At 61.2% G+C, this 20,064-nt stretch carries 17 protein-coding genes; 6 read left to right on the top strand and 11 right to left on the bottom strand.

Features of this window, described 5'->3' with window-relative positions; translation table 11 throughout:
* The first annotated feature begins 20 nt into the window (after positions 1-20).
* Positions 21-1,238 carry a phospholipase D-like domain-containing protein gene (locus ACQRBV_RS04945; protein WP_205345452.1) on the top strand — a complete coding sequence of 406 codons (1,218 nt, stop codon included), beginning with the start codon at positions 21-23 and terminating at the stop codon, positions 1,236-1,238.
* A 249-nt stretch (positions 1,239-1,487) separates the two neighbouring features.
* On the opposite strand, the gene ACQRBV_RS04940 is transcribed toward ACQRBV_RS04945, so the two are convergent.
* Positions 1,488-4,013 carry a PepSY domain-containing protein gene (locus ACQRBV_RS04940; RefSeq protein WP_411985254.1) on the bottom strand — a complete coding sequence of 842 codons (2,526 nt, stop codon included), beginning with the start codon at positions 4,011-4,013 and terminating at the stop codon, positions 1,488-1,490.
* 136 nt (positions 4,014-4,149) lie between these two features.
* Positions 4,150-6,444, bottom strand: coding sequence for a TonB-dependent receptor (locus ACQRBV_RS04935; RefSeq protein ID WP_411985255.1), 2,295 nt, complete (start codon positions 6,442-6,444; stop codon positions 4,150-4,152).
* Positions 6,445-6,648: 204 nt separating this feature from the next.
* Here ACQRBV_RS04935 and ACQRBV_RS04930 point away from each other — a divergent pair, with 204 nt between their 5' ends.
* Positions 6,649-7,329, top strand: a complete 681-nt coding sequence (locus ACQRBV_RS04930) for a Fe2+-dependent dioxygenase (protein WP_025856255.1) — start codon at positions 6,649-6,651, stop codon at positions 7,327-7,329.
* Between the two features lies 1 nt (position 7,330).
* On the top strand, positions 7,331-8,080 hold the full coding sequence (locus ACQRBV_RS04925) for a tetratricopeptide repeat protein (RefSeq protein WP_411985256.1): 750 nt from the start codon (positions 7,331-7,333) through the stop codon (positions 8,078-8,080).
* Positions 8,081-8,129: 49 nt separating this feature from the next.
* Here the strand turns inward: ACQRBV_RS04925 and ACQRBV_RS04920 are convergent, their stop codons facing one another.
* The 5 genes from ACQRBV_RS04920 to ACQRBV_RS04900 form a co-directional block, all read right to left on the bottom strand.
* Positions 8,130-9,293 (bottom strand): type III PLP-dependent enzyme, encoded by a 1,164-nt coding sequence (locus ACQRBV_RS04920; protein WP_060754887.1) that lies wholly within the window; start codon positions 9,291-9,293, stop codon positions 8,130-8,132.
* A 569-nt stretch (positions 9,294-9,862) separates the two neighbouring features.
* A complete protein-coding gene (locus ACQRBV_RS04915) occupies positions 9,863-11,020 on the bottom strand; it encodes a betaine/proline/choline family ABC transporter ATP-binding protein (protein ID WP_104995501.1) in 1,158 nt (385 codons plus the stop codon).
* The gene (locus ACQRBV_RS04910; RefSeq protein ID WP_060754889.1) at positions 11,017-11,670 is read right to left on the bottom strand and encodes an ABC transporter permease; all 654 of its coding nucleotides are present in this window, start codon (positions 11,668-11,670) and stop codon (positions 11,017-11,019) included. Before ACQRBV_RS04910 ends, ACQRBV_RS04915 begins: the two co-directional genes overlap by 4 nt.
* A gap of 12 nt (positions 11,671-11,682) precedes the next feature.
* Complete coding sequence (locus ACQRBV_RS04905) at positions 11,683-12,576, bottom strand: glycine betaine ABC transporter substrate-binding protein (protein ID WP_104995502.1); 894 nt, start codon at positions 12,574-12,576, stop codon at positions 11,683-11,685.
* A gap of 9 nt (positions 12,577-12,585) precedes the next feature.
* Entirely contained in the window at positions 12,586-13,302 is a 717-nt protein-coding gene (locus ACQRBV_RS04900; protein ID WP_161548281.1) for an ABC transporter permease, read from the bottom strand.
* 332 nt (positions 13,303-13,634) lie between these two features.
* Between ACQRBV_RS04900 and ACQRBV_RS04895 the strand changes: the two genes are divergently transcribed.
* The 3 genes from ACQRBV_RS04895 (at position 13,635) to ACQRBV_RS04885 (ending at position 16,003) form a co-directional block, all read left to right on the top strand.
* Complete coding sequence (locus tag ACQRBV_RS04895) at positions 13,635-15,218, top strand: peptide chain release factor 3 (RefSeq protein WP_060754891.1); 1,584 nt, start codon at positions 13,635-13,637, stop codon at positions 15,216-15,218.
* Between the two features lie 178 nt (positions 15,219-15,396).
* Positions 15,397-15,642: a hypothetical protein gene (locus ACQRBV_RS04890; RefSeq protein ID WP_060754892.1), complete on the top strand. Its 246-nt coding sequence runs from the start codon at positions 15,397-15,399 to the stop codon at positions 15,640-15,642.
* A gap of 97 nt (positions 15,643-15,739) precedes the next feature.
* Complete coding sequence (locus ACQRBV_RS04885) at positions 15,740-16,003, top strand: hypothetical protein (RefSeq protein WP_060754893.1); 264 nt, start codon at positions 15,740-15,742, stop codon at positions 16,001-16,003.
* A gap of 114 nt (positions 16,004-16,117) precedes the next feature.
* Here ACQRBV_RS04885 and ACQRBV_RS04880 read toward each other — a convergent pair whose 3' ends face one another.
* The 4 genes from ACQRBV_RS04880 to ACQRBV_RS04865 are packed head-to-tail and all read right to left on the bottom strand — an operon-like array spanning position 16,118 to position 20,000.
* Entirely contained in the window at positions 16,118-17,089 is a 972-nt protein-coding gene (locus tag ACQRBV_RS04880) for a peptide ABC transporter ATP-binding protein (protein WP_090366801.1), read from the bottom strand.
* Complete coding sequence (locus tag ACQRBV_RS04875; protein ID WP_060754895.1) at positions 17,089-18,057, bottom strand: ABC transporter ATP-binding protein; 969 nt, start codon at positions 18,055-18,057, stop codon at positions 17,089-17,091. The genes ACQRBV_RS04880 and ACQRBV_RS04875 overlap by 1 nt, the downstream gene beginning before the upstream one ends.
* Positions 18,058-18,067: 10 nt before the next feature.
* Positions 18,068-18,979 carry an ABC transporter permease subunit gene (locus ACQRBV_RS04870; protein WP_060754896.1) on the bottom strand — a complete coding sequence of 304 codons (912 nt, stop codon included), beginning with the start codon at positions 18,977-18,979 and terminating at the stop codon, positions 18,068-18,070.
* A 10-nt stretch (positions 18,980-18,989) separates the two neighbouring features.
* Complete coding sequence (locus tag ACQRBV_RS04865) at positions 18,990-20,000, bottom strand: ABC transporter permease subunit (protein ID WP_104995505.1); 1,011 nt, start codon at positions 19,998-20,000, stop codon at positions 18,990-18,992.
* Positions 20,001-20,064 lie beyond the last annotated feature (64 nt).

Raw genomic sequence — 20,064 nt, 5'->3', positions numbered from 1 at the left:
TTCTGTTCGATGAGACGCCCATGCACCTATCCATGAAATTGCGTATCGCAGGCCTCGCCGGCGTGCTCCTCAGTCCGCTTGCCCAAGCGGACTTTTCAATTCCGGGGTTTGAACTGGTGCACACCGTACCGGTGGATACTGCGTTGGGTACGGCTGACCTGCGTCAGCCTGGTCCGGTGTGGATCGAGCTGTTCGACGGTGCGACAACGACCATTGATATCGGCCAGTTCTACGCCGCCGACCACCCAGGCTCAGTGATGGACACCGTGATCCAGCACCTGGAAGCCGCCGGCAAACGCGGTGTGAAGATTCGCTTCCTGCTTGAAGAAAAAGGCATCAAGTTATCGGAAGCCTCCACGCTGGAACGCTTGCGCGCCATTCCTAACCTGACCTTCCGCGTATTGCCCTACGGGCAAGTGAGCGGCGGCATCATCCACGCCAAATACCTGGTGGTGGACGGTAAACAGGCGTTTGTCGGTAGCCAGAATTTCGATTGGCGTTCACTGGAACATATCCACGAAACCGGCCTGCGCATCAGCGATGCGACCGTGGTGAGCCAGGTCCAGGCGATCTTCAACCAGGACTGGAAAGCCCAGGCCGCCCTCGCCGACCACAAACCCGTGCCCCTGCCGGTCACCGGCCAGGAACCTGCGCGCACCGGCAACTACCTGGTCGCCAGCCCGCAACGCTACAACCCACCGGGCGTGGGCGATTCACAACTGGAGCTGCCACGCCTGCTGAGCGAGGCGAAGAAAGAAGTGCGCGTGCAACTGTTGGACTATGCGCCGTTGTCCTATGGGCCGGATCGCACCCGCCCCTACTACGCCGTGATCGACAACGCCGTACGCGCCGCCGCCGCACGTGGGGTGTCGATCAAATTGATGGTGTCTAACTGGAACACCGACACGCTGGAACTGCCCTACCTCAAAAGCCTGGCCGTATTGCCGAATGTCGAAATCAAGATCGTCACGCTGCCCGAGGCCAAACAAGGCTTCATCCCCTATGCGCGGGTGATCCACAGCAAGACCATGGAGATCGACGGGCAAGTGGCGTGGGTTGGCACGAGCAACTGGCTCGGCGGGTATTTCGACAACTCGCGCAACCTGGAAGTGGTGATGCACGACAACGCGATGGCCAAGCGAATTGGCGAGTTGCATGAGCAGTTGTGGGATGGACCATATGCCAAGGCGCTGGAGGTCATGGCTCAGTATCCGGAGCCACACCCAGGCAAGCCTTGACCTGAAATGTGATTCAACGCCTCCCCCCCTTACGGGAGGGGGTAAGCCCTAATGCCAGTCAGTTAATGGTGGGATGTAGAACACATCATCTGTAGTGAGCGGGCTTGCCCCGCGCTGGGCGGCGCAGCCGCCCCAAACCCAGGCACCTCGGTCCTTCTGAAATACCGCGGCGTCTTTGTTGGGGCGGCTGCGCCACCCAGCGCGGGGCAAGCCCCCTCCCACATTTGGATCTCCATCGGCTTTCGAGGGTCAGTAGACATCTCGACGATAGCGGCCTTGCTCAATCAAGCGTTCCACCGCTTCACGGCCGAGCACGTCGTGCAGCACTTGGTCCACGCCCGCTGCCATCCCCTGCAAACTGCCGCACACATAAATGGCTGCGCCATCGGCCAGCCATTTGCGCAGTACGTCTGCCGACTCACGCAGTCGGTCCTGTACATAGATTTTCTCTGCCTGATCGCGGGAAAACGCCAGGTCGAGCAGGGCCAGATCGCCGCTGGCCAGCCAGCCATGCAACTCGTCCCGGCAGAGGAAATCGTGCTTGATATTGCGTTCGCCGAACAGCAGCCAGTTGCGCTGCTGGCCATCGGCAATACGCGCCTTGAGCAAGCTGCGCAGGCCCGCGAGGCCGGTGCCGTTGCCCAGCAGAATCAGCGGCACCGGGGTTTGTGGCAAGTGAAAGCCGCTGTTACGCCGCAAGCGCAGGCTGATGCCCGAGCCGATTGCTGCGTGCTCGGTCAACCAGCCCGAGCCGAGCCCCAGGCTGCCGTCGGGATGACGTTCCTGGCGCACGAACAGTTCCAGCACGCCGTCGCTGGCAATCGAGGCGATGGAGTATTCGCGCATGCCCAGGGGCACCAGCGCGTTCACCAGCGCCTGGGCATGCAGGCCGACCAGGTGCGCACGGTGGGTCGGTAGTTGGCGGGTGGTCAGGGCTTGTTCGAGGGGTTGCGCCAAGCCATCGATAACCACGCTGTCGTCACCGACCAGGCCCATGCCCTCAAGGAAGTGTTCGACGGCCCCCAGGCTGTTGCGCGGCAGCACTTCCACCAGGTCGCCCGCCAGCCAGGTTTGCGGCGACGGCGGTGTCAGGCCCAGCAGGTAGATGCTGGCGCCGACGCTGTTGCGATTGAGCAGGGTGCGTTGGCTGAGGGTCCAGTTTTCATACGGTGCGGCCTGCCAGGCCGCTGCAGGCGCGTGGCCGGTGAGTTGGCCCAGTTGCTGTTGCCAGGTCGACAGGGCTGCGGTATCGCCGCTGTCGACTTCCACCGGGGCGAACAAGGCGTTGCCGCCCTGATGGGTCAGCCAGAAATGCAGGCGTCGGGCAAAGCCGCAGAAGTGTTGATATTGACGATCGCCCAGGGCCAGTACCGAGTAGTTCAGGCCTTTGAGGGACAGGTCCTGGCCGAGCACGTTGCGCTCAAAACCACGGGCGCTGTCTGGCGCTTCACCATCACCGAAGGTGCTGACTACGAACAGTGCATTTTCCGACTGGCTCAAGTCGCTTTGGCTGACGCTGCCCAGAGGTTGCACCTTCACGGGCAACCCGGCTGCCTGCAATTGCCCGGCCGTTTGCCAGGCCAGCTGCTCGGCAAAGCCGCTCTGGCTGGCAAAACCGATCAACCAGGCTGGGGCGTTGCCCGGGTTGGCGCCCAGGCCCTTGCGCGCATCGCGCACCTGGCGTTTTTTGCGGCGCCGGTCGAGGTACAGCAGCCAGCCCGTGATAAAGAACAGCGGCATCAACAACGAAGCGACGGTGAGGATGATCCTGCCGGTCAGGCCAAAGTAGCTGCCGGTGTGCAGCGCGTAGATGCTGGTGAGCCACTGGGACTTGAGGGACTGGGCCGCGTACTGGTCGTGGGATTGGACCTCGCCGGTGACCGGGTCCAGATCGATCTGGTTCAACGCCCGGTCATGCGGCGATGAGCTAAGCAGGTAGTAGACGGTGGCCGGCTGCCCGGCTACGGCCGGCATACGAATGTTGTAGGCGCTCAAGTCGGGGCCGGCATTCGCGTAGATGCTGCTCCAGATGGCGTCGTAGTTGGCCTCCGGGGCCGGACCTTGAGGCGCCGGGCCGCGCTTGCGCACGCGCTCGTTATGCGGGGCGTCGGACAGCAGGCTGGTGAGGCCCTGCCTGTACCAGTCGTAGGACCAATACAGACCGGTCAGCGCCGAAAACAGGTAGAACAACAGGCACCAGGTGCCGAACACCGAGTGCAGGTCCCAGTTGAAACTGCGACCCTTTTTGCGCCAATCCAAGGTCAGCCAGGCACGCCAGTTCGCTACTTGGCGTGGCCAGCGCAGGTACAGGCCGGAGAGGCAGAAGAACACCAGGATCAGCGTGCAGGCGCCGGTGATGTTGCGCCCGGTTTCGCCCATGGCGAGGAAACGGTGCAGTTGCAGAATGAAGCCGAGCACATCCTGGCCGACGGCATCGCTCCTGTCATCGCCGGTGTACGGGTCGAAGTAGCGCATCTGGCCACGCCGCTCACCCGGTGGAGCGGTGAAGTACACGCGGGCGGCATTGCCGCTTTCGGTTTCCACCCACAGCATCGACACGCTCTTGCCCTCACGGGCTTCGAGCTTGCGCACCAGCTCGGCGGGAGGCAGTACGCCGGCCTCGCGTTTTTCCACGGTCAGTACCCTGGGGTTGAGCGCCCTCAGGATTTCATCCTGAAACGAAACCGCAGCCCCAGTGATCCCCATCAACGCCAACACCAGCCCGGCCGTAATGCCGAAGAACCAGTGCAACTGAAACAGGGTTTTCTTCAACACGTCTGACTGCCTCGCTCATCTGGATTTGTTCGTCACGGCGCGCATTATGCCGTGAGTTGTCGAGAAACATTCTTTTTTACATGCAAAAGCCCCACGCATCCGATACGTGGGGCTTTTGGCGGGGCGTTGACCGCTTTTAGAAGTGGAAGCTGGTGGTCAACAGCGCCGTACGACCGGCTGCCTGGTTGGCGAAGTGCGCCGCGTAGGCTTTGTCGTAATAGGTCTTGTCGGTCAGGTTTTGCACGTTCAATTGCAGGTCGATGTTCTTGGTCAGCTTGTAACTGGCCATGGCGTCGTAGCGGGTGTAGGACGGTACGTACACGGTGTTGGCCGCATCGCCGTAAACCTGATCGACGTAGAACGCACCGCCGCCGATGGTCAGTTTTGGGGTGATGTCGTAGGTGGTCCACAGGCTGAAGGTGTTCTTCGGCGTGTTGGGCATTTCATTGCCTTTGTTCGAGCCGGCGCTGACGACACCGTTGCGGCCGTTGAGACCTGCGTCCACCAGCTCGCTTTTCAGGTAGCTGTAGCCCGCGAACACTTGCCATTGGTCGGTGAGCTTGCCGCTGGCGGACAGCTCCAGGCCGTCAACACGGGACTCACCGGCGTTCTGGTAGGTCATCGAATCCACCAGGATTCGCGTGTTTTTCTTCTCGGTGCGAAATACCGCCGCGGTCAGGGACAGGCGGTTGTGGAACAGGTCCCACTTGGTACCCAGCTCGTAGTTGACGGTTTCTTCTGGCTTCAGGTCGCTGGTGGCGGCACCGGCCGACAGTGGGTTGCCATCGGCACCTTCACCCACCAGGCCGCCGGCTGGCGATGCCGAGGTGGCGTAAGAGGTGTAAATGCTGCCGTTCTCCATCGGCTTCCAGACCAGGCCCGCCTGCCAGTTGAAGAACTGGCTGTCGTTCTTGATTTTGCTGCGGCCGTTGGTGGCATTGCTGTTGGCCACGGTGTCGAAGGTATCGTAACGCAGGCCCATGTTCAGCAACCATTTCGGGTCGAGTTCGATGGTATCGAATACGTACGCCGCGCGGCTGGTGGCTTTGGTATTGGTGCCCATGTAGTTGCGTGTGGCGCTACCGGTCCAGGCGTCGTCCGGGTTGGGGTTGCCCAGGGAGGTGCAACTCCCGCCGCTGCTGCCGACCAGGCCGGGTTTGCAGCCGCCGCTCGGGTTGGCGTTGGGTGACACGGTGTAGCCGCTGACGCGGGTTTCTTCCCCGGTGAATTCCAGGCCGGTGGAGTAGGAGTGCTTCATGCCCGCCAGTTGGAAATTACCAAACAGGTCGGTCTGGTTGGTGGTGGTTTCGGTGGTGGAAACGCGAGTGTTCGCGCGACGCCACACGGTGCCGAACTGGTTGACGTTGTGCTGGCTGTCGTCGGGCTGGGTGAGGATGTAATCCTGGCCGGTGCTGCCGTGGCGCAGGGTGTTTTTCAGCGTCATGTTGTCGTTCAAGTCGTGCTCGACGGAGAACGTGCTGATGTCGGCGCGGGTTTTGCGGAAGTCGCGGTCTTTCAAGCCGTAGAAGTTGCTGCTGTTGCCGCCGTCGGTGGGTTTGTCGTGTACATGGACGGCTTTGGCGCCGCTGTTGCTGTAGCCATAGGGCATGCCCGAATCCGGCAGATCATCGCTTTCCATGTGGTAGTAGCTGAGGTTGACGCGGGTCGGTGTGCCCAGGCCGAAAGTCAGCGACGGCGCTACACCCCAACGGTCGTAATTGATCGCATCGCGACCGGCCACATTCTGCTCGTGGCTCATCAGGTTCAGGCGGAACGCGGCGTTGTCGAGGAACTGGCGGTTCACGTCGAGTACGTAGCGGCGGGTCTGGTCGGAGCCGTAGGTGAAGCCACCGTTGGTGAAGTCCCGTGCCTGGGGCGTCTTGCTGACCAGGTTGAGGCTGCCGCCGGCCGAGCCGCGACCGCCGAAGGACGAGTTCGGACCTTTGCTGACTTCAATCGACTCGATGTCGAAGATCTCGCGGCTCTGGCCGCCGGTGTCGCGCACGCCGTCCAGATAGGTGTCGCCCTGGGCGTCAAAACCACGGATGAAGGGACGGTCGCCTTGAGGGTTACCGCCTTCACCGGCACCGAAGGTAATTCCCGGTACGGTGCGCAGGGCATCTTGCAGCGACGTGGCGGCGGTGTCTTTCAGAACTTGTTGCGGCACTACAGTGACCGATCGCGGGGTGTCCACCAGCGGGGCGGTGTACTTCTGCGAGGAGGCCTTTTCCACCTGGTAGGAGGTGTTGTCCTGTTCCTGGCCGGTGATGCTGGTGGCACCCAGGGAGATGCTGTTGCGCTCGCCTTTGGGTTCAGTGGCTTCAGCCGCTTGCGCCAGGTGGGCGACAGAGCCGGCAGTGAGGGCGACGCCGATGGCCGACGCCAGCATGCGTGGTGAACTGGCCGGTGTTTTTGTAGTGGTGCGCGACATGACGTGTCCTTCCCCAAGGATGTGAGGCCGCGGAATATAGGCTCAACAAGACTTTCTATCAATTGCGATACATTGCTATTCGCATTTAATTTACATTCTTTACACTTTTGCTTTACGGTTTCCACGCACTCATTCGTCTGGGTGTTTTACATGGAGGATAAGAATCAATACCATTAGCGCCTTTCCGTATTCAGGGGCTGCCCCATGCTGCTGCACATACCCGGCCTGTTCTCTCGTGAGGAAGTGCAGCGCATTCGCCAGGCCCTGGAAACCACCGAATGGGCCGACGGCAAGATCACTGCCGGGCACCAGTCCGCCAAAGCCAAGCACAACCTGCAATTGCCCGAGGGCCACCCGCTGGCCAAGGAAATTGGCGCCGCAATGCTGGAGCGGTTGTGGAAAAACCCGCTGTTCATGTCCGCCGCGTTGCCGCACAAGGTCTTCCCGCCGTTGCTTAACTGTTACACCGCCGGCGGCAGTTTCGACTTCCATATCGACAACGCCGTGCGCCAGGCGCGGGGCAGTCACGAGCGGGTGCGCACCGACCTGTCGTCTACCTTGTTTTTCAGCGACCCGGATGAGTACGACGGCGGCGAATTGGAAATCCAGGACACCTTCGGCCTGCAACGGGTCAAGTTGCCGGCCGGTGACATGGTGCTGTACCCCGGCTCCAGCCTGCATAAAGTCAACGCCGTGACCCGCGGTGCGCGTTATGCCTCGTTCTTCTGGACCCAGAGCCTGGTGCGTGAAGACAGTCAGCGCACCTTGCTGTTCGAGATGGACGGTGCCATCCAGCAACTGACCCGCGACGTCCCCGACCACCCGGCCCTGATCCAACTGACCGGCACCTACCACAACCTGTTGCGTCGCTGGGTCGAGGTCTGACATGGGTTTTTTATTGCGCCGCGAGGAAGTGCTCAACGTCGAGCAACTGCAAAGCATGCTCGACGACTCCCCGGTGCGCGCAGCCCAGGCGATCCTGATGGCGGCGAAGGAAGGCGTGACTGACGCGCAGGCGTTGCTGGGGCAGATCCTGCTGGAAGGGCGCGGCATTGAGCGGGATGAAGCGCTGGCATTGCGCTGGTTTCAGATTGCAGCCAAGCGCGGCCATTTAATGGCGCGCAACATGGCCGGGCGTTGCCTGGAGCATGGTTGGGGCTGTGCCATCGACGAGGCGGCGGCTGCGCGGGAATATCGCCTGGCGGCGCAGGCTGGGTTGGATTGGGGCCAGTACAACTATGCCAATCTGCTGGCGACCGGCCGAGGTGTCGCTGAAGACCGACGGCAAGCGTTGAGGCTGTATCGCCTGGCGGCAGAGCAGGGCCATGCCAAATCCATGAATCTGGTGGGCCGTTATCTGGAAGACGGGCAGTGTTGCCCAAGGGATCTGGACGCCGCCGTCGAGTGGTATCGCCGCTCCGCCGAGGGCGGTGATTTTCGCGGGCAATTCAGCTACGCGGCGGTGCTGGCCGATAGAGCGCAAATCGATGAAGCGTTGGGTTGGCTGCGCAAAGCATTGGCGGGCGGCAATCGCAAGTTTCTGCTGACGGCGTACAAGGCGTTGGCGGTGGCCAATGATCCGCAGGTCCGCGCAATGGCCGATGCCTACCGGCAACGCGCCGCCAGCTTGTCTTGAGGCATAAAAAAACCCATGACCTGTCATGGGTTTTTTGTATGCGGCGGGCTTACACGTAGTAAGACTTCAACGGTGGGAAGCCGTTGAATTCAACCGCGCTGTAGCTGGTGGTGTACGCACCGGTCGACAGCCAGTACAGGCGATCACCGATCGCCAGGTTCAGCGGCAGGCCATATTTGTAGTTTTCGTACATGATATCGGCGCTGTCGCAGGTAGGACCGGCGATGACCACTTCTTCCATCTCGCCTTTCTTCTCGGTCCAGATCGGGAACTTGATGGCTTCGTCCATGGTTTCGATCAGGCCGGAGAACTTGCCCACGTCGGTGTACACCCAACGCTCGACGGCAGTACGGGATTTACGCGCCACCAGCACCACTTCGCTGACCAGGATACCGGCGTTGGCAATCAACGAGCGCCCTGGCTCCAGGATAATTTCCGGCAGGTCGTCGCCGAAGTCTTCCTTGAGGAAGCGGATGATTTCTTCCGCGTAGGTTTCCAGGCTGTTGGTGCGGGTGATGTAGTTGGCCGGGAAGCCGCCGCCCATGTTGATCAGCTTGAGGTGGATGCCGTCTTCTTCTTTCAGACGCTCGAAGATCACTTTGACCTTGGCAATCGCTGCGTCCCAGACGCTGATGTCGCGCTGCTGCGAACCCACGTGGAACGAGATGCCGTACGGCACCAGGCCCAGGTCGCGGGCGAGGATCAGCAGGTCCATGGCCATGTCGGTCTGGCAGCCGAATTTACGCGACAGAGGCCAGTCGGCCGTGGTCGAGCCTTCGGTAAGGATACGGACATACACTTTCGAACCCGGCGCAGCCTTGGCGATGTTGCGCAGGTCGGCTTCGGAGTCGGTGGAGAACAGGCGCACACCCTTTTCAAAGAAGTAGCGGATGTCCTTGGATTTCTTGATGGTGTTGCCGTAGCTGATACGGTCCGGGCTGACGCCGCGGCCCAGTACCTTGTCCAGCTCGTAGATCGAGGCGATGTCGAAGCTCGACCCCTTGTCTTTCAACAGGTCGATGATTTCGACGGCTGGGTTGGCCTTGACCGCGTAATAGACCTTGGCGAATTCGAAACCGGCGCGCAGGTCATCGTAGGCCTGGCTGATCATCGCGGTGTCGATCACCACGAACGGGGTTTCTTGCTTGTCGGCGAACGCCTTCATTTTGTCAAAAGTGGCGCGCGCGAAATAATCTTCGACCTGGATCGACATGCTGGGAACTCCTAAGGGCAAACTGAAATTAGCAATGGGTGCAAATGAACGTCCTCCGTATCCCCACTTTGGTTCGCCTACTTCCCAAGGCATGTCGCCGAAAGCAAAAAGGCCATGGGATCAACCGCTTCCCTTGGCCTTGCTGTCTCGTCGTCAGTACTTGAGCCGGATGGATCGTTTCCAGCATGGACGTTCGGCGCGAACTTTAGGACGTGAGGGGCTATAGATCAACTAAAAATGTCGCGTTTTTGCACGCGTTCGTCGCGGCACCCCGTGCAGCTACTTATGTAACCGACCGGTATGACGGATTGATGTTCCCCGGATGGGCCAAGAATGATCGTCCCCACGCTCTGCGTGGGAACGCATCCGATGACGCTCTGCGTCAGGAGCGGCGGGACGCAGAGCGTCACGGGCGGCATTCCCACGCAGAGCGTGGGAACGATCACCCCGAGGGGAAATGTGGGAGGGGGCTTGCTCCCGATAGCAGTGTGTCAGTCAGCTTATCGGTAGCTGTCACACCGCCATCGGGAGCAAGCCCCCTCCCACAGTTTTAACCGCGTTGTGTCAGGTCAAGCCAGTGCGGTCTCGGCAGGGGAGACGATGCTGGTTTTGCCCCCACGCGACTTACCGGAACTCAGGTACTCGGCAATCGACTCCTGGGTCACTTCACCGAGGAACACCCGCTCTGCATCCATGACCGGCAACCACGAGCGGTTGAATTCGTACATGCGCGACAGCAGGATGCGCAAATGCTCGTCATACGCGGCAGTGGCGTTGAACTCGCGCAGGTATTGGCCGCAGGTGCCGGTCTGACGGTGCAGGTCGCGACGTCGTACATACCCCAGCGCCTTGTTCTCGGCGCAGGTGACCACCACGTAACGACGGTCATGCTCATCCATCAGTTCCAGCGCATCGGCCACCGGAGTCTCCGGGCTCACCGATGGGGCGTTGTCCGCCGCGTCCTCGGCCTTCACCAGCAGCAGGCGCTTGAGGGTGCTGTCCTGGCCTACGAAATTGCTGACGAACTCGTCGGCCGGGTGGGCCAGCAGGGTGTCCGGATGGTCGATCTGCAGGAGCTTGCCGGCGCGGAAGATCGCGATCTTGTCACCCAGCTTTATCGCCTCGTCGATGTCGTGACTGACCATGATCACCGTCTTGTTCAACGCCCGTTGCATCTCGAAGAACTCGTTCTGGATCATCTCGCGGTTGATCGGGTCGACCGCGCCGAACGGCTCATCCATCAGCAGCAACGGCGCATCGGCCGCCAAGGCGCGGATCACACCGATCCGCTGTTGCTGGCCACCGGACAATTCACGCGGGTAGCGGTGCAGGTACTGCTTGGGTTCCAGCTTGATCATGCTCATCAGCTCGCGGGCGCGGTCGTGGCATTTCTGCTTGTCCCAGCCGAGCAGCCTGGGCACCACCACGATGTTTTCCTCGATGGTCATGTTGGGGAACAAACCGATCTGCTGGATCACATAGCCGATGTTGCGACGCAGGGTCACTTCGTCGAGGTCGGTGGTGTCTTCGCCATTGATCAGAATCCTGCCCGAAGTCGGTTTGATCAGGCGGTTGATCATCTTCAGCGTGGTGCTCTTGCCGCAACCCGACGGGCCGAGGAATACGCAGATTTCGCCTTCATTGACGGTCAGGCTGACATCGTTGACGGCAGTGATGGTCTTGCCGTTGCTTTGGAAGGACTTGGACAGGTTTTGGAGTTCGATCATTTGAGCAATCCTTTTGGAGTCAGCGAGCGTTGCAGCCATTGCAGAAGCAGGTCGGCGAAAATGGCCAGGAGGCTGACCAGTACGGCGCCGACAATCAGCATCGACATATCGCTGCGGCTGATGGAAGCCAGAATCAGTACACCCAGGCCGCCGGCGCCGATGGTGGCGGCGATGGTCATCACACCGATGTTCATCACCACGGCGGTGCGTACACCGGCGAGGATCACCGGTACGGCGATGGGCAATTCGACCATGCGCAGGCGCTGGCCGAAGGTCATGCCGATGCCGCGTGCGGCCTCACGAATGCCCGGCTCGACGCCGGTGAGGGCCAGGTAGGTGTTACGCATGATCGGCAGCAGGGAGTAGAGGAACACCGCCGTGATTGCCGGCATCGGCCCCAGGCCCTGGCCGAACTTGGAGTAGAACGGCAGCAGCAGGCCGAACAGGGCGATGGACGGCACGGTCAGTAAGACCGTGGCGCTGGCCTGCAACGGGCCGGCGAGGGACGGGAAGCGCGTCATCAGGATGCCCAACGGCACGCCAATGAGGATCGCGAGGATCACGGCAATGCCGACAAGGGTGATGTGCTGCCAGGTCAGGTGCAGGACTTGGGCCCAATCAAGATGGGAAAAGGCGTTCAGGAATTCCATGTCTTCTCCTATTTAGTTGATTGGATGTTGGCGCAGGAAATCGGCGGCCACGGCGGATGGGCTCTCATGGTCGACGTCGACTCGCGCATTCAGTTGGCGCATGGTTTCATCGTCGAACAGGGCGGCCAGCGGCTTGAGTTCCGCCGCCAATTGCGGATGGGCGTCGAGATAAACCTGACGAACCACCGGGGCTGCGGTGTAGTCCGGGAAGTAGTGCTTGTCGTCTTCCAGCAGCTTCAATTTGAAGGCGTTCAGGCGACCGTCGGTGGTGTAGACCAACCCGGCGAACACCTGGCCATTGCGTAGCGCGGTGTAGACCAGGCCCGCGTCCATCTGCCGAGTGTTTTTGCGCGTCAGGTTCATGTCATACAGCTTGACCATGCCGGCCAGGCCGTCGGAGCGGTTGGCGAACTCGGTGTCCAGGGCCACCAGGCGGTTTTCCTTGGCGTCTTGTGCCAAGGCTTGGGTCAGGTCGCTGATGCTGTTGATTTGAGGGTGTTCCTCGGCAACCTTCTCCGGCAGCGCCAGGGCGTAGGTATTGCTGAAACGCGACGGTGAGAGCCAGACCAGGCCTTTTTTCGCGTCGAGTTCTTTCACCCGCGCGTAGGATTGTTCGCTGTCGAGTTTCTCATCGATGTGGTTGTAGGCCACCAGCGACACGCCGGTGTATTCCCAGATCAGGTCCAGTTGCCCGCTTTCCTGGGCGCTGCGCGCCAGGTTGCTGCCCAGGCCGCCAGTCACGCGAGTGTCATAGCCTTTGGTGCGCAGGTATTGGGAGGTGATTTCGGCAAGCAGGGTCTGTTCGGTGAACACCCGGGCGCCGATGCGAATGACGGGTTTTTCCGCCGCCTGTGCGAAACCTGCACACAGCAGGACGCAACTCAGTATCAAGGTCAGTGTTTTCATGTCGGTTCCTTAAGACGCGCGCAGCCCGCGTTCCAGCCAGAGGCGGCTGGTCAGGGTCACCAGGCCGTCAAGCAGCAACGCCAGCAGCGCGGTGCATGCGGCGCCGAGCAGCAGTTGCGGCTGATTGTTCAGGGCGATGCCGGGGAAGATCAGGCTGCCCAGGCTGTTGGCGCCGATCAGGAACGCCAGCGGTGCGGTGCCGACGTTGATCGCCAGGGCCACGCGCACGCCACCGATGATGATCGGCACGGCATTGGGCAATTCCACACGAAACAGCACCTGGCGCGGCGTCATGCCGATGCCGGTGGCGGCTTCTTTCAGGGAACCCTGGACGTTTTTGAGGCCTTCGTAGGTGTTGCGCACGATGGGCAGGAGGGAGGCCAGGAACAACGCGAAGATGGCCGGGCCGCTGCCGATGCCGAGGACGCCGAGAGCGATGGCCAGTACGGCCAGGGGAGGGACGGTGTTGCCGATGTTGAATATCTGCATGAAGCGTTCTGCGTGCCCGACCATGTTCGGTCGGCTGAGCAGGATACCGGCGGGGATGCCCACAACGAGGGCGGCCAGCATGGAGACAAGAACGAGGATCAGGTGAGCTTGCAGGTAAAACAACAAATCGTCGCGGTACAGTTCGATCGTGTTGATGCCGATCCAGTGGACCAGCAGGGCCAGGAGCGCGACGACAACCACGCCTCCTATCAGCCCTTTGCCATAGCGAATAGCCACAGGCGGACTCCTTTTTTTCTTCTGTCGGCGAACACATTCCGTGGCGGCAATGCCATTGCTGGCTGTCTTCGAATGCGTTCGCGAAAAGCAGCTCGCCGATACCGTCAACGCAGTATGCGATCGAGCCATGAGCGCAGCCTCGTCAGGCTAACTTGCTGATTTTTCAGCCCCTGTTACGAGTGCGATAACAGGGGAATGGACGTCTCTACCTTTTTAAAGGTTCCATACTTGGCAGTATTTAGCCACCCCTCATCGGGTGAACGGTGGTCCGGGCCACGGGGTTTGCGCTATACTCGCCGCCCTTTTTTGACTCACCTGCCAGGCGATTTCCCATGACCCACCAGGCCGCCGAAGTCGCGAAACGCCGCACTTTCGCCATTATTTCCCACCCCGATGCCGGTAAAACCACCATCACCGAGAAGCTCCTGCTGATGGGCAAGGCAATCGCGGTGGCCGGCACGGTGAAATCCCGCAAATCCGACCGCCATGCCACCTCCGACTGGATGGAAATGGAAAAACAACGGGGTATTTCCATTACCACGTCGGTCATGCAGTTCCCGTATCGCGACCACATGGTCAACCTGCTCGATACCCCCGGCCACGAAGACTTCTCCGAAGATACCTACCGCACCCTGACGGCGGTGGACTCGGCGCTGATGGTCCTCGACGGCGGTAAAGGTGTCGAGCCACGGACCATCGCCTTGATGGATGTCTGCCGGCTGCGTGACACGCCTATCGTCAGCTTCATCAACAAGCTCGACCGTGATATCCGCGACCCCATCGAACTGCTCGATGAAATCGAAGCCGTCCTGAAGATCAAGGCCGCGCCGATCACCTGGCCGATCGGTTGCTACCGCGACTTCAAGGGCGTGTACCACCTGGCCGACGACTACATCATTGTCTACACCGCCGGCCACGGTCACGAACGTACCGAAACCAAGATCATCGAGAAGCTGGATTCGGACGAAGCCCGCGCTCATCTGGGCGACGAGTACGACCGTTTCGTCGACCAGCTGGAACTGGTGCAGGGCGCCTGCCACGAATTCAACCAGCAGGAATTCCTCGACGGCCAGCTGACGCCGGTATTCTTCGGCACCGCCCTGGGCAACTTCGGCGTCGACCACGTGCTCGACGCCGTGGTGGACTGGGCCCCGCGCCCGCTGCCGCGTGTGGCCAACGAGCGCACCGTGGAGCCGGTTGAAGAGAAGTTCTCGGGCTTCGTGTTCAAGATCCAGGCGAACATGGACCCCAAGCACCGTGACCGTATCGCCTTCATGCGTATCTGCTCCGGCAAATACGAAAAAGGCATGAAGATGCGCCATGTGCGCACCGGCAAGGACGTACGCATCGGCGACGCCCTGACGTTCTTCTCCTCCGAGCGTGAACAGCTCGAAGAAGCCTACGCCGGCGACATCATTGGCCTGCACAACCACGGCACCATCCAGATCGGCGACACCTTCACCGAAGGCGAAGCGCTGGGCTTCACCGGTATCCCGCACTTCGCCCCGGAGCTGTTCCGCCGCGTACGCCTGCGCGATCCGCTGAAATCCAAGCAGTTGCGCCAAGGTTTGCAGCAATTGGCGGAAGAAGGCGCGACCCAGGTGTTCTTCCCCGAGCGCAGCAACGACATCATTCTCGGCGCTGTCGGTGTGCTGCAGTTCGATGTGGTGGCCAGCCGCTTGAAAGAGGAATACAAGGTCGAATGCTCCTACGAGCCGATCACCGTGTACTCCGCGCGCTGGATCGATTGCAGCGATAAGAAGAAGTTGGAAGAGTTCTCCAACAAGGCTGTGGAAAACCTGGCGATGGACGGCGGCGGTCACCTGACCTACCTGGCCCCGACCCGGGTCAATCTGGCGCTGATGGAAGAGCGCTGGCCGGACGTGAAATTCCGTGCGACCCGCGAACACCATTAAGGTCTGAGCGGTAGAGAAAGGGCGAAGCTGTGATGGCTTCGCCCTTTTTCATGGCCGCTGCAAAAGCCGATGTGGATGGCGGCTTGATCTCCACTCGGCGGTCGAATTGGCGAGAAGCCCACATCCGGTCTAGCGTTTCAACTATTTCATTCTCTCACCGACGGATCAGGAGACGCCCGTGCGTATAACTCAACGTGCCATTCAACTGGTGCTGCTGGGCGCCTTGGGGCTGTGCGCCACCTGGGCCCTGGCGGATGCAGGCACCCCCCAGTGGAAGGACACCGGGGCGGTGAGCAAGAAAAAGCAGAAGGAGGTCAACTCCGGTGGTTGGCAGCCCCAGGCCCAACCCGCGCCTAAGGAAGATGCGGAAAACCCTTACAACGAAGGCGAGGACAGTGGAACCTACGATGACGGCGATACCTGAGGCACAAGTGGCTTGAACCCTGTAGCGCAACTAGCTTGATCCACAGCGCCGGCCGAACGCTGGCGCACATGATTCACTGACTGGACGGAAATCGACCATGACTATCTTTCAACGTTTAGTGCTGATGCTAAAAGTGCTGGTGATGTTGTCCCTGGGCATTTCGTCTGCATGGGCCAATACGGCTGTGCAGAGCCAGGTCCCGGGGTTTGTGGCGGCCAATACGGTGCAAACCGGCGGTTTGCAGCTGGCCAAGAGTGAATCGGAACCCGGTGATGAAGACCAGGGCGGCTCCAAGGATGACGACGACCAGCAAGCCCCGCCCGATGACAGCGACGACAGCGACGGTGACAGCGATACCTGAGTCGATCTGAAAAAAAAGCCCCACCTGCCAGACTGATGCGCAATCTGACGGGCGGGGCGGTAGAACGCCTGCAATGCCCTGGGCCAAATCGCCCAGGGCATTTTTATTACGTGGTCAGGCGACGAACTGCTCCGCGTAGTGGCACGCCACCTGGCGGTTATCCAAGGCGCGCAACTGCGGTTCCTCGCTGCTGCAACGTGCGGTCGCATACGGGCAGCGCTTGTGGAAGGCGCAGCCAGGCGGCGGGTTCAGCGGGTTGGGCAGCTCGCCGACGATCTTGATCTTCGGCTTGTTCGGGTCCGGGTGGATGGTCGGGGTGGCCGACAGCAGCGCCTGGGTGTAGGGGTGCAGTGGGCGCGCGTAGATGTCGGCCTTGGGGCCCACTTCCACCGGGCGGCCGAGGTACATCACCATCACGTCGTCGGCGACGTGCTGCACCACCGCCAGGTTGTGGGAGATGAACACGTACGCGGTGTTGAACTCCTGCTGCAGGTCCATGAACAGGTTGAGCACCTGCGCCTGGATCGACACGTCCAGTGCGGAAGTCGGTTCATCCGCCACCAGCACTTTGGGTTGCAGCATCATTGCCCGGGCCAGGGCGATACGTTGGCGCTGGCCACCGGAGAACATGTGCGGATAGCGTTGATAATGCTCAGGGCGCAGGCCCACTTGCTTCATCATCGCCTGCACTTTCTCACGGCGCTCGGCGGCCGACAGGTTGGTGTTGATCAGCAATGGCTCGGCCAGTTGATCGCCGACTTTCTGGCGAGGGTTCAACGAGGCGTACGGGCTCTGGAAGACCATCTGCACGTCTTTGCGCAGTTGCTTGCGCTGGGCCTTGTCGGCGCCCGCCACTTCCTGGCCGGCGATTTTCAGCGAGCCTGAAGACGGCTCTTCAATCAGTGTCAGCGCACGCGCCAGGGTGGATTTGCCGCAACCCGACTCGCCTACCACGGCGAGGGTCTTGCCGGCTTCCAGCTCGAAGGACACGCCATTGAGGGCGCGCACTGTAGCGTGGCCCTTGAACAGGCCGCGGGACACTTCGTAGTGACGGGTCAGGTCGCGGGCAGTAAGAACGACGGCCATTACGCCACCTCCTGGTTCAGCGGGTAGAAGCAGCGGGCGAGGCTGTGGCTTTTCGGGTCAAGGCCTGGGCGCTGGGCACGGCAGGAGTCCTGCACGTACGGGCAGCGCGGCGACAGCAGGCAACCCTGCGGGCGGTCATAGCGGCCGGGCACGATACCCGGCAGCGTGGCCAGGCGCGTGGCGCCGAGGCTGTGCTCGGGGATCGCCTTGAGCAGCGCTTCGCTGTAGGGATGCGCCGGAATATCGAACAACTGCGGCACCTGGCCGACTTCGACCGCTTGGCCGGCGTACATCACGCACACGCGCTGGGCGGTTTCAGCCACCACCGCCAAGTCGTGGGTGATCAGCACCAGGCCCATGTTCTGCTCTTTTTGCAGGGCCAGCAGCAGGTCCATGATCTGCGCCTGGATAGTCACGTCCAGTGCGGTGGTCGGTTCGTCGGCGATCAGCAGCTTGGGTTCGCCGGCGATCGCCATGGCGATTGCCACACGCTGGCTCATACCGCCGGACAGTTGGTGCGGGTAGGCATCCATGCGGCTGGCGGCGCCTGGAATTTCCACTTTTTGCAGCAACTCGATAGCCCGTTTGCGCGCTTGCTTGCCGGACATCTTCAGGTGCAGGCGCAACACTTCTTCAATCTGGAAACCCACGGTGTAGCTGGGGTTCAGCGCGGTCATCGGGTCCTGGAAGACCATGGCCAGGTCCTTGCCGACGATCTGGCGACGCTGACGGTTGCTCAGCTTGAGCATGTCCTTGCCGTCAAAGGTCAGCGCGTCGGCGGTCACGATGCCCGGGTGCTCGATCAGCCCCATCAGCGCCATCATGGTCACGGATTTACCCGAGCCCGACTCGCCAACGATCGCCAGTACTTCGCCTTTGTCGACCTTGAGGTCGAGGCCATCGACCACCGGTACGGCGGTCTTGTCGCCGAAGCGGACGTTGAGATTCTTGATTTCTAACAGTGACATGGGAATCTCCTCAGGCGGCGTTCTTGAGTTTCGGGTCCAGCGCATCGCGCAGGCCGTCGCCCATCAAGTTGATTGCCAGCACGCTGAGCAAAATGGTCAAACCCGGCAGGCTCACGACCCACCAGGCACGTTCGATGTAGTCGCGCGCCGAGGCCAGCATGGTGCCCCACTCCGGAGTTGGCGGTTGTACGCCAAGGCCGAGGAAGCCCAGGGCTGCGGCATCGAGGATCGCGGAGGAGAAACTCAGCGTGGCCTGTACGATCAGCGGCGCCATGCAGTTAGGCAGCACCGTGATGAACATCAGGCGTGGCAGGCCGGCACCGGCCAGGCGGGCGGCGGTCACGTAGTCGCGGTTCAGTTCGCCCATCACCGCTGCGCGGGTCAGGCGCACGTAGGACGGCAGCGACACGATGGCGATAGCGATCACGGTGTTGATCAGGCCAGGGCCGAGGATCGCGACAATGGCAACGGCCAGCAGCAGCGATGGCAGGGCCAGCATGATGTCCATCAGACGCATGATGGTCGGGCCGAGCACGCGCGGGAAGAACCCGGCGAACAGACCCAGCAGGATGCCCGGGATCAGCGACATCACCACCGACGACAAGCCGATCAGCAGCGACAGGCGCGAGCCCTGGATCAGGCGCGAGAGCAAGTCACGGCCCAGTTCGTCGGTGCCGAGCAGGAACTGCATCTGGCCGCCTTCCAGCCAGGCCGGCGGGGTCAGCAGGAAGTCGCGGTATTGCTCGCTCGGGTTATGCGGCGCCACCCACGGCGCGAAGATCGCGCAGAACACGATCAGCAACATGAACAGCAGGCCGGCAACCGCGCCTTTGTTCTTGGAGAAGGCTTGCCAGAATTCTTTGTACGGCGATGGGTACAGCAGGCTTTGATCGACTGCTGACACTTGAGTAGGTGTGGTCATGGTCATGATCTCAGCGCTGGTGACGGATGCGTGGGTTGGCGAAGCCGTAGAGGATATCCACCACGAAGTTCACCAGGATCACCAGACAGGCGATCAACAGGATGCCGTTTTGCACCACCGGGTAGTCCCGTGCGCCAATGGCTTCGATCAGCCATTTGCCGATGCCGGGCCACGAGAAGATGGTTTCGGTCAATACCGCACCGGCCAGCAGCGTGCCCACTTGCAGGCCGACCACGGTCAATACCGGGATCAGCGCGTTGCGCAGGCCGTGCACGAAGACCACGCGTGTTGGCGACAGGCCCTTGGCCTTGGCAGTGCGAATATAGTCCTCGCGCAAGACTTCGAGCATGGAGGAGCGGGTCATCCGCGCGATGACCGCCAGCGGGATGGTGCCGAGCACGATGGCTGGAAGGATCAGGTGGTGCAGCGCGTCGAAGAAGGCGTCCGGCTCGTCAGCCAGCAGGGTGTCGATCAGCATGAAGCCGGTGCGCGGCTCGATATCGTAGAGCAGGTCGATACGCCCGGAAACCGGGGTCCAGCCCAGGCTGACCGAGAAAAACATGATCAGGATCAGGCCCCACCAGAAGATCGGCATCGAATATCCCGCCAGGGAGATGCCCATCACCCCATGGTCGAACAGGGATCCTCGCTTCAAGGCCGCGATCACCCCGGCCAACAGGCCCAGGACACCGGCGAACAGCAGGGCGGCCATGGACAGTTCCAGGGTCGCCGGGAAAAGGGAGGTGAACTCGGTCCACACGCTGGTGCGAGTGCGCAGCGATTCGCCAAGGTCGCCATGGGCAAGCTTGCCCACATAGTCAAAATATTGCGCATACAACGGTTTGTTAAGACCGAGGCGTTCCATTGCCTGTGCATGCATCTCGGGGTCGACGCGCCGCTCGCCCATCATCACTTCGACGGGGTCGCCAGGGATCATGCGAATCAACGCAAATGTCAGCAACGTGATGCCGAAAAACGTGGGGATCAATAACCCCAGTCGGCGGGCAATAAAACTAAACATCTTGGTGTGTACCTCAATCAGCCGGTTAGGCAGGTCCGGCGCCGTCGATGTCGACGGCACCGAG

The organism is Pseudomonas sp. R11F (genome assembly GCF_050312575.1).
Taxonomy (GTDB): Bacteria; Pseudomonadota; Gammaproteobacteria; order Pseudomonadales; family Pseudomonadaceae; genus Aquipseudomonas; species Aquipseudomonas palleroniana.
The sequence above is the reverse complement of the archived record's forward strand: the minus strand, read 5'-3'. Positions and strand labels throughout refer to the sequence as shown.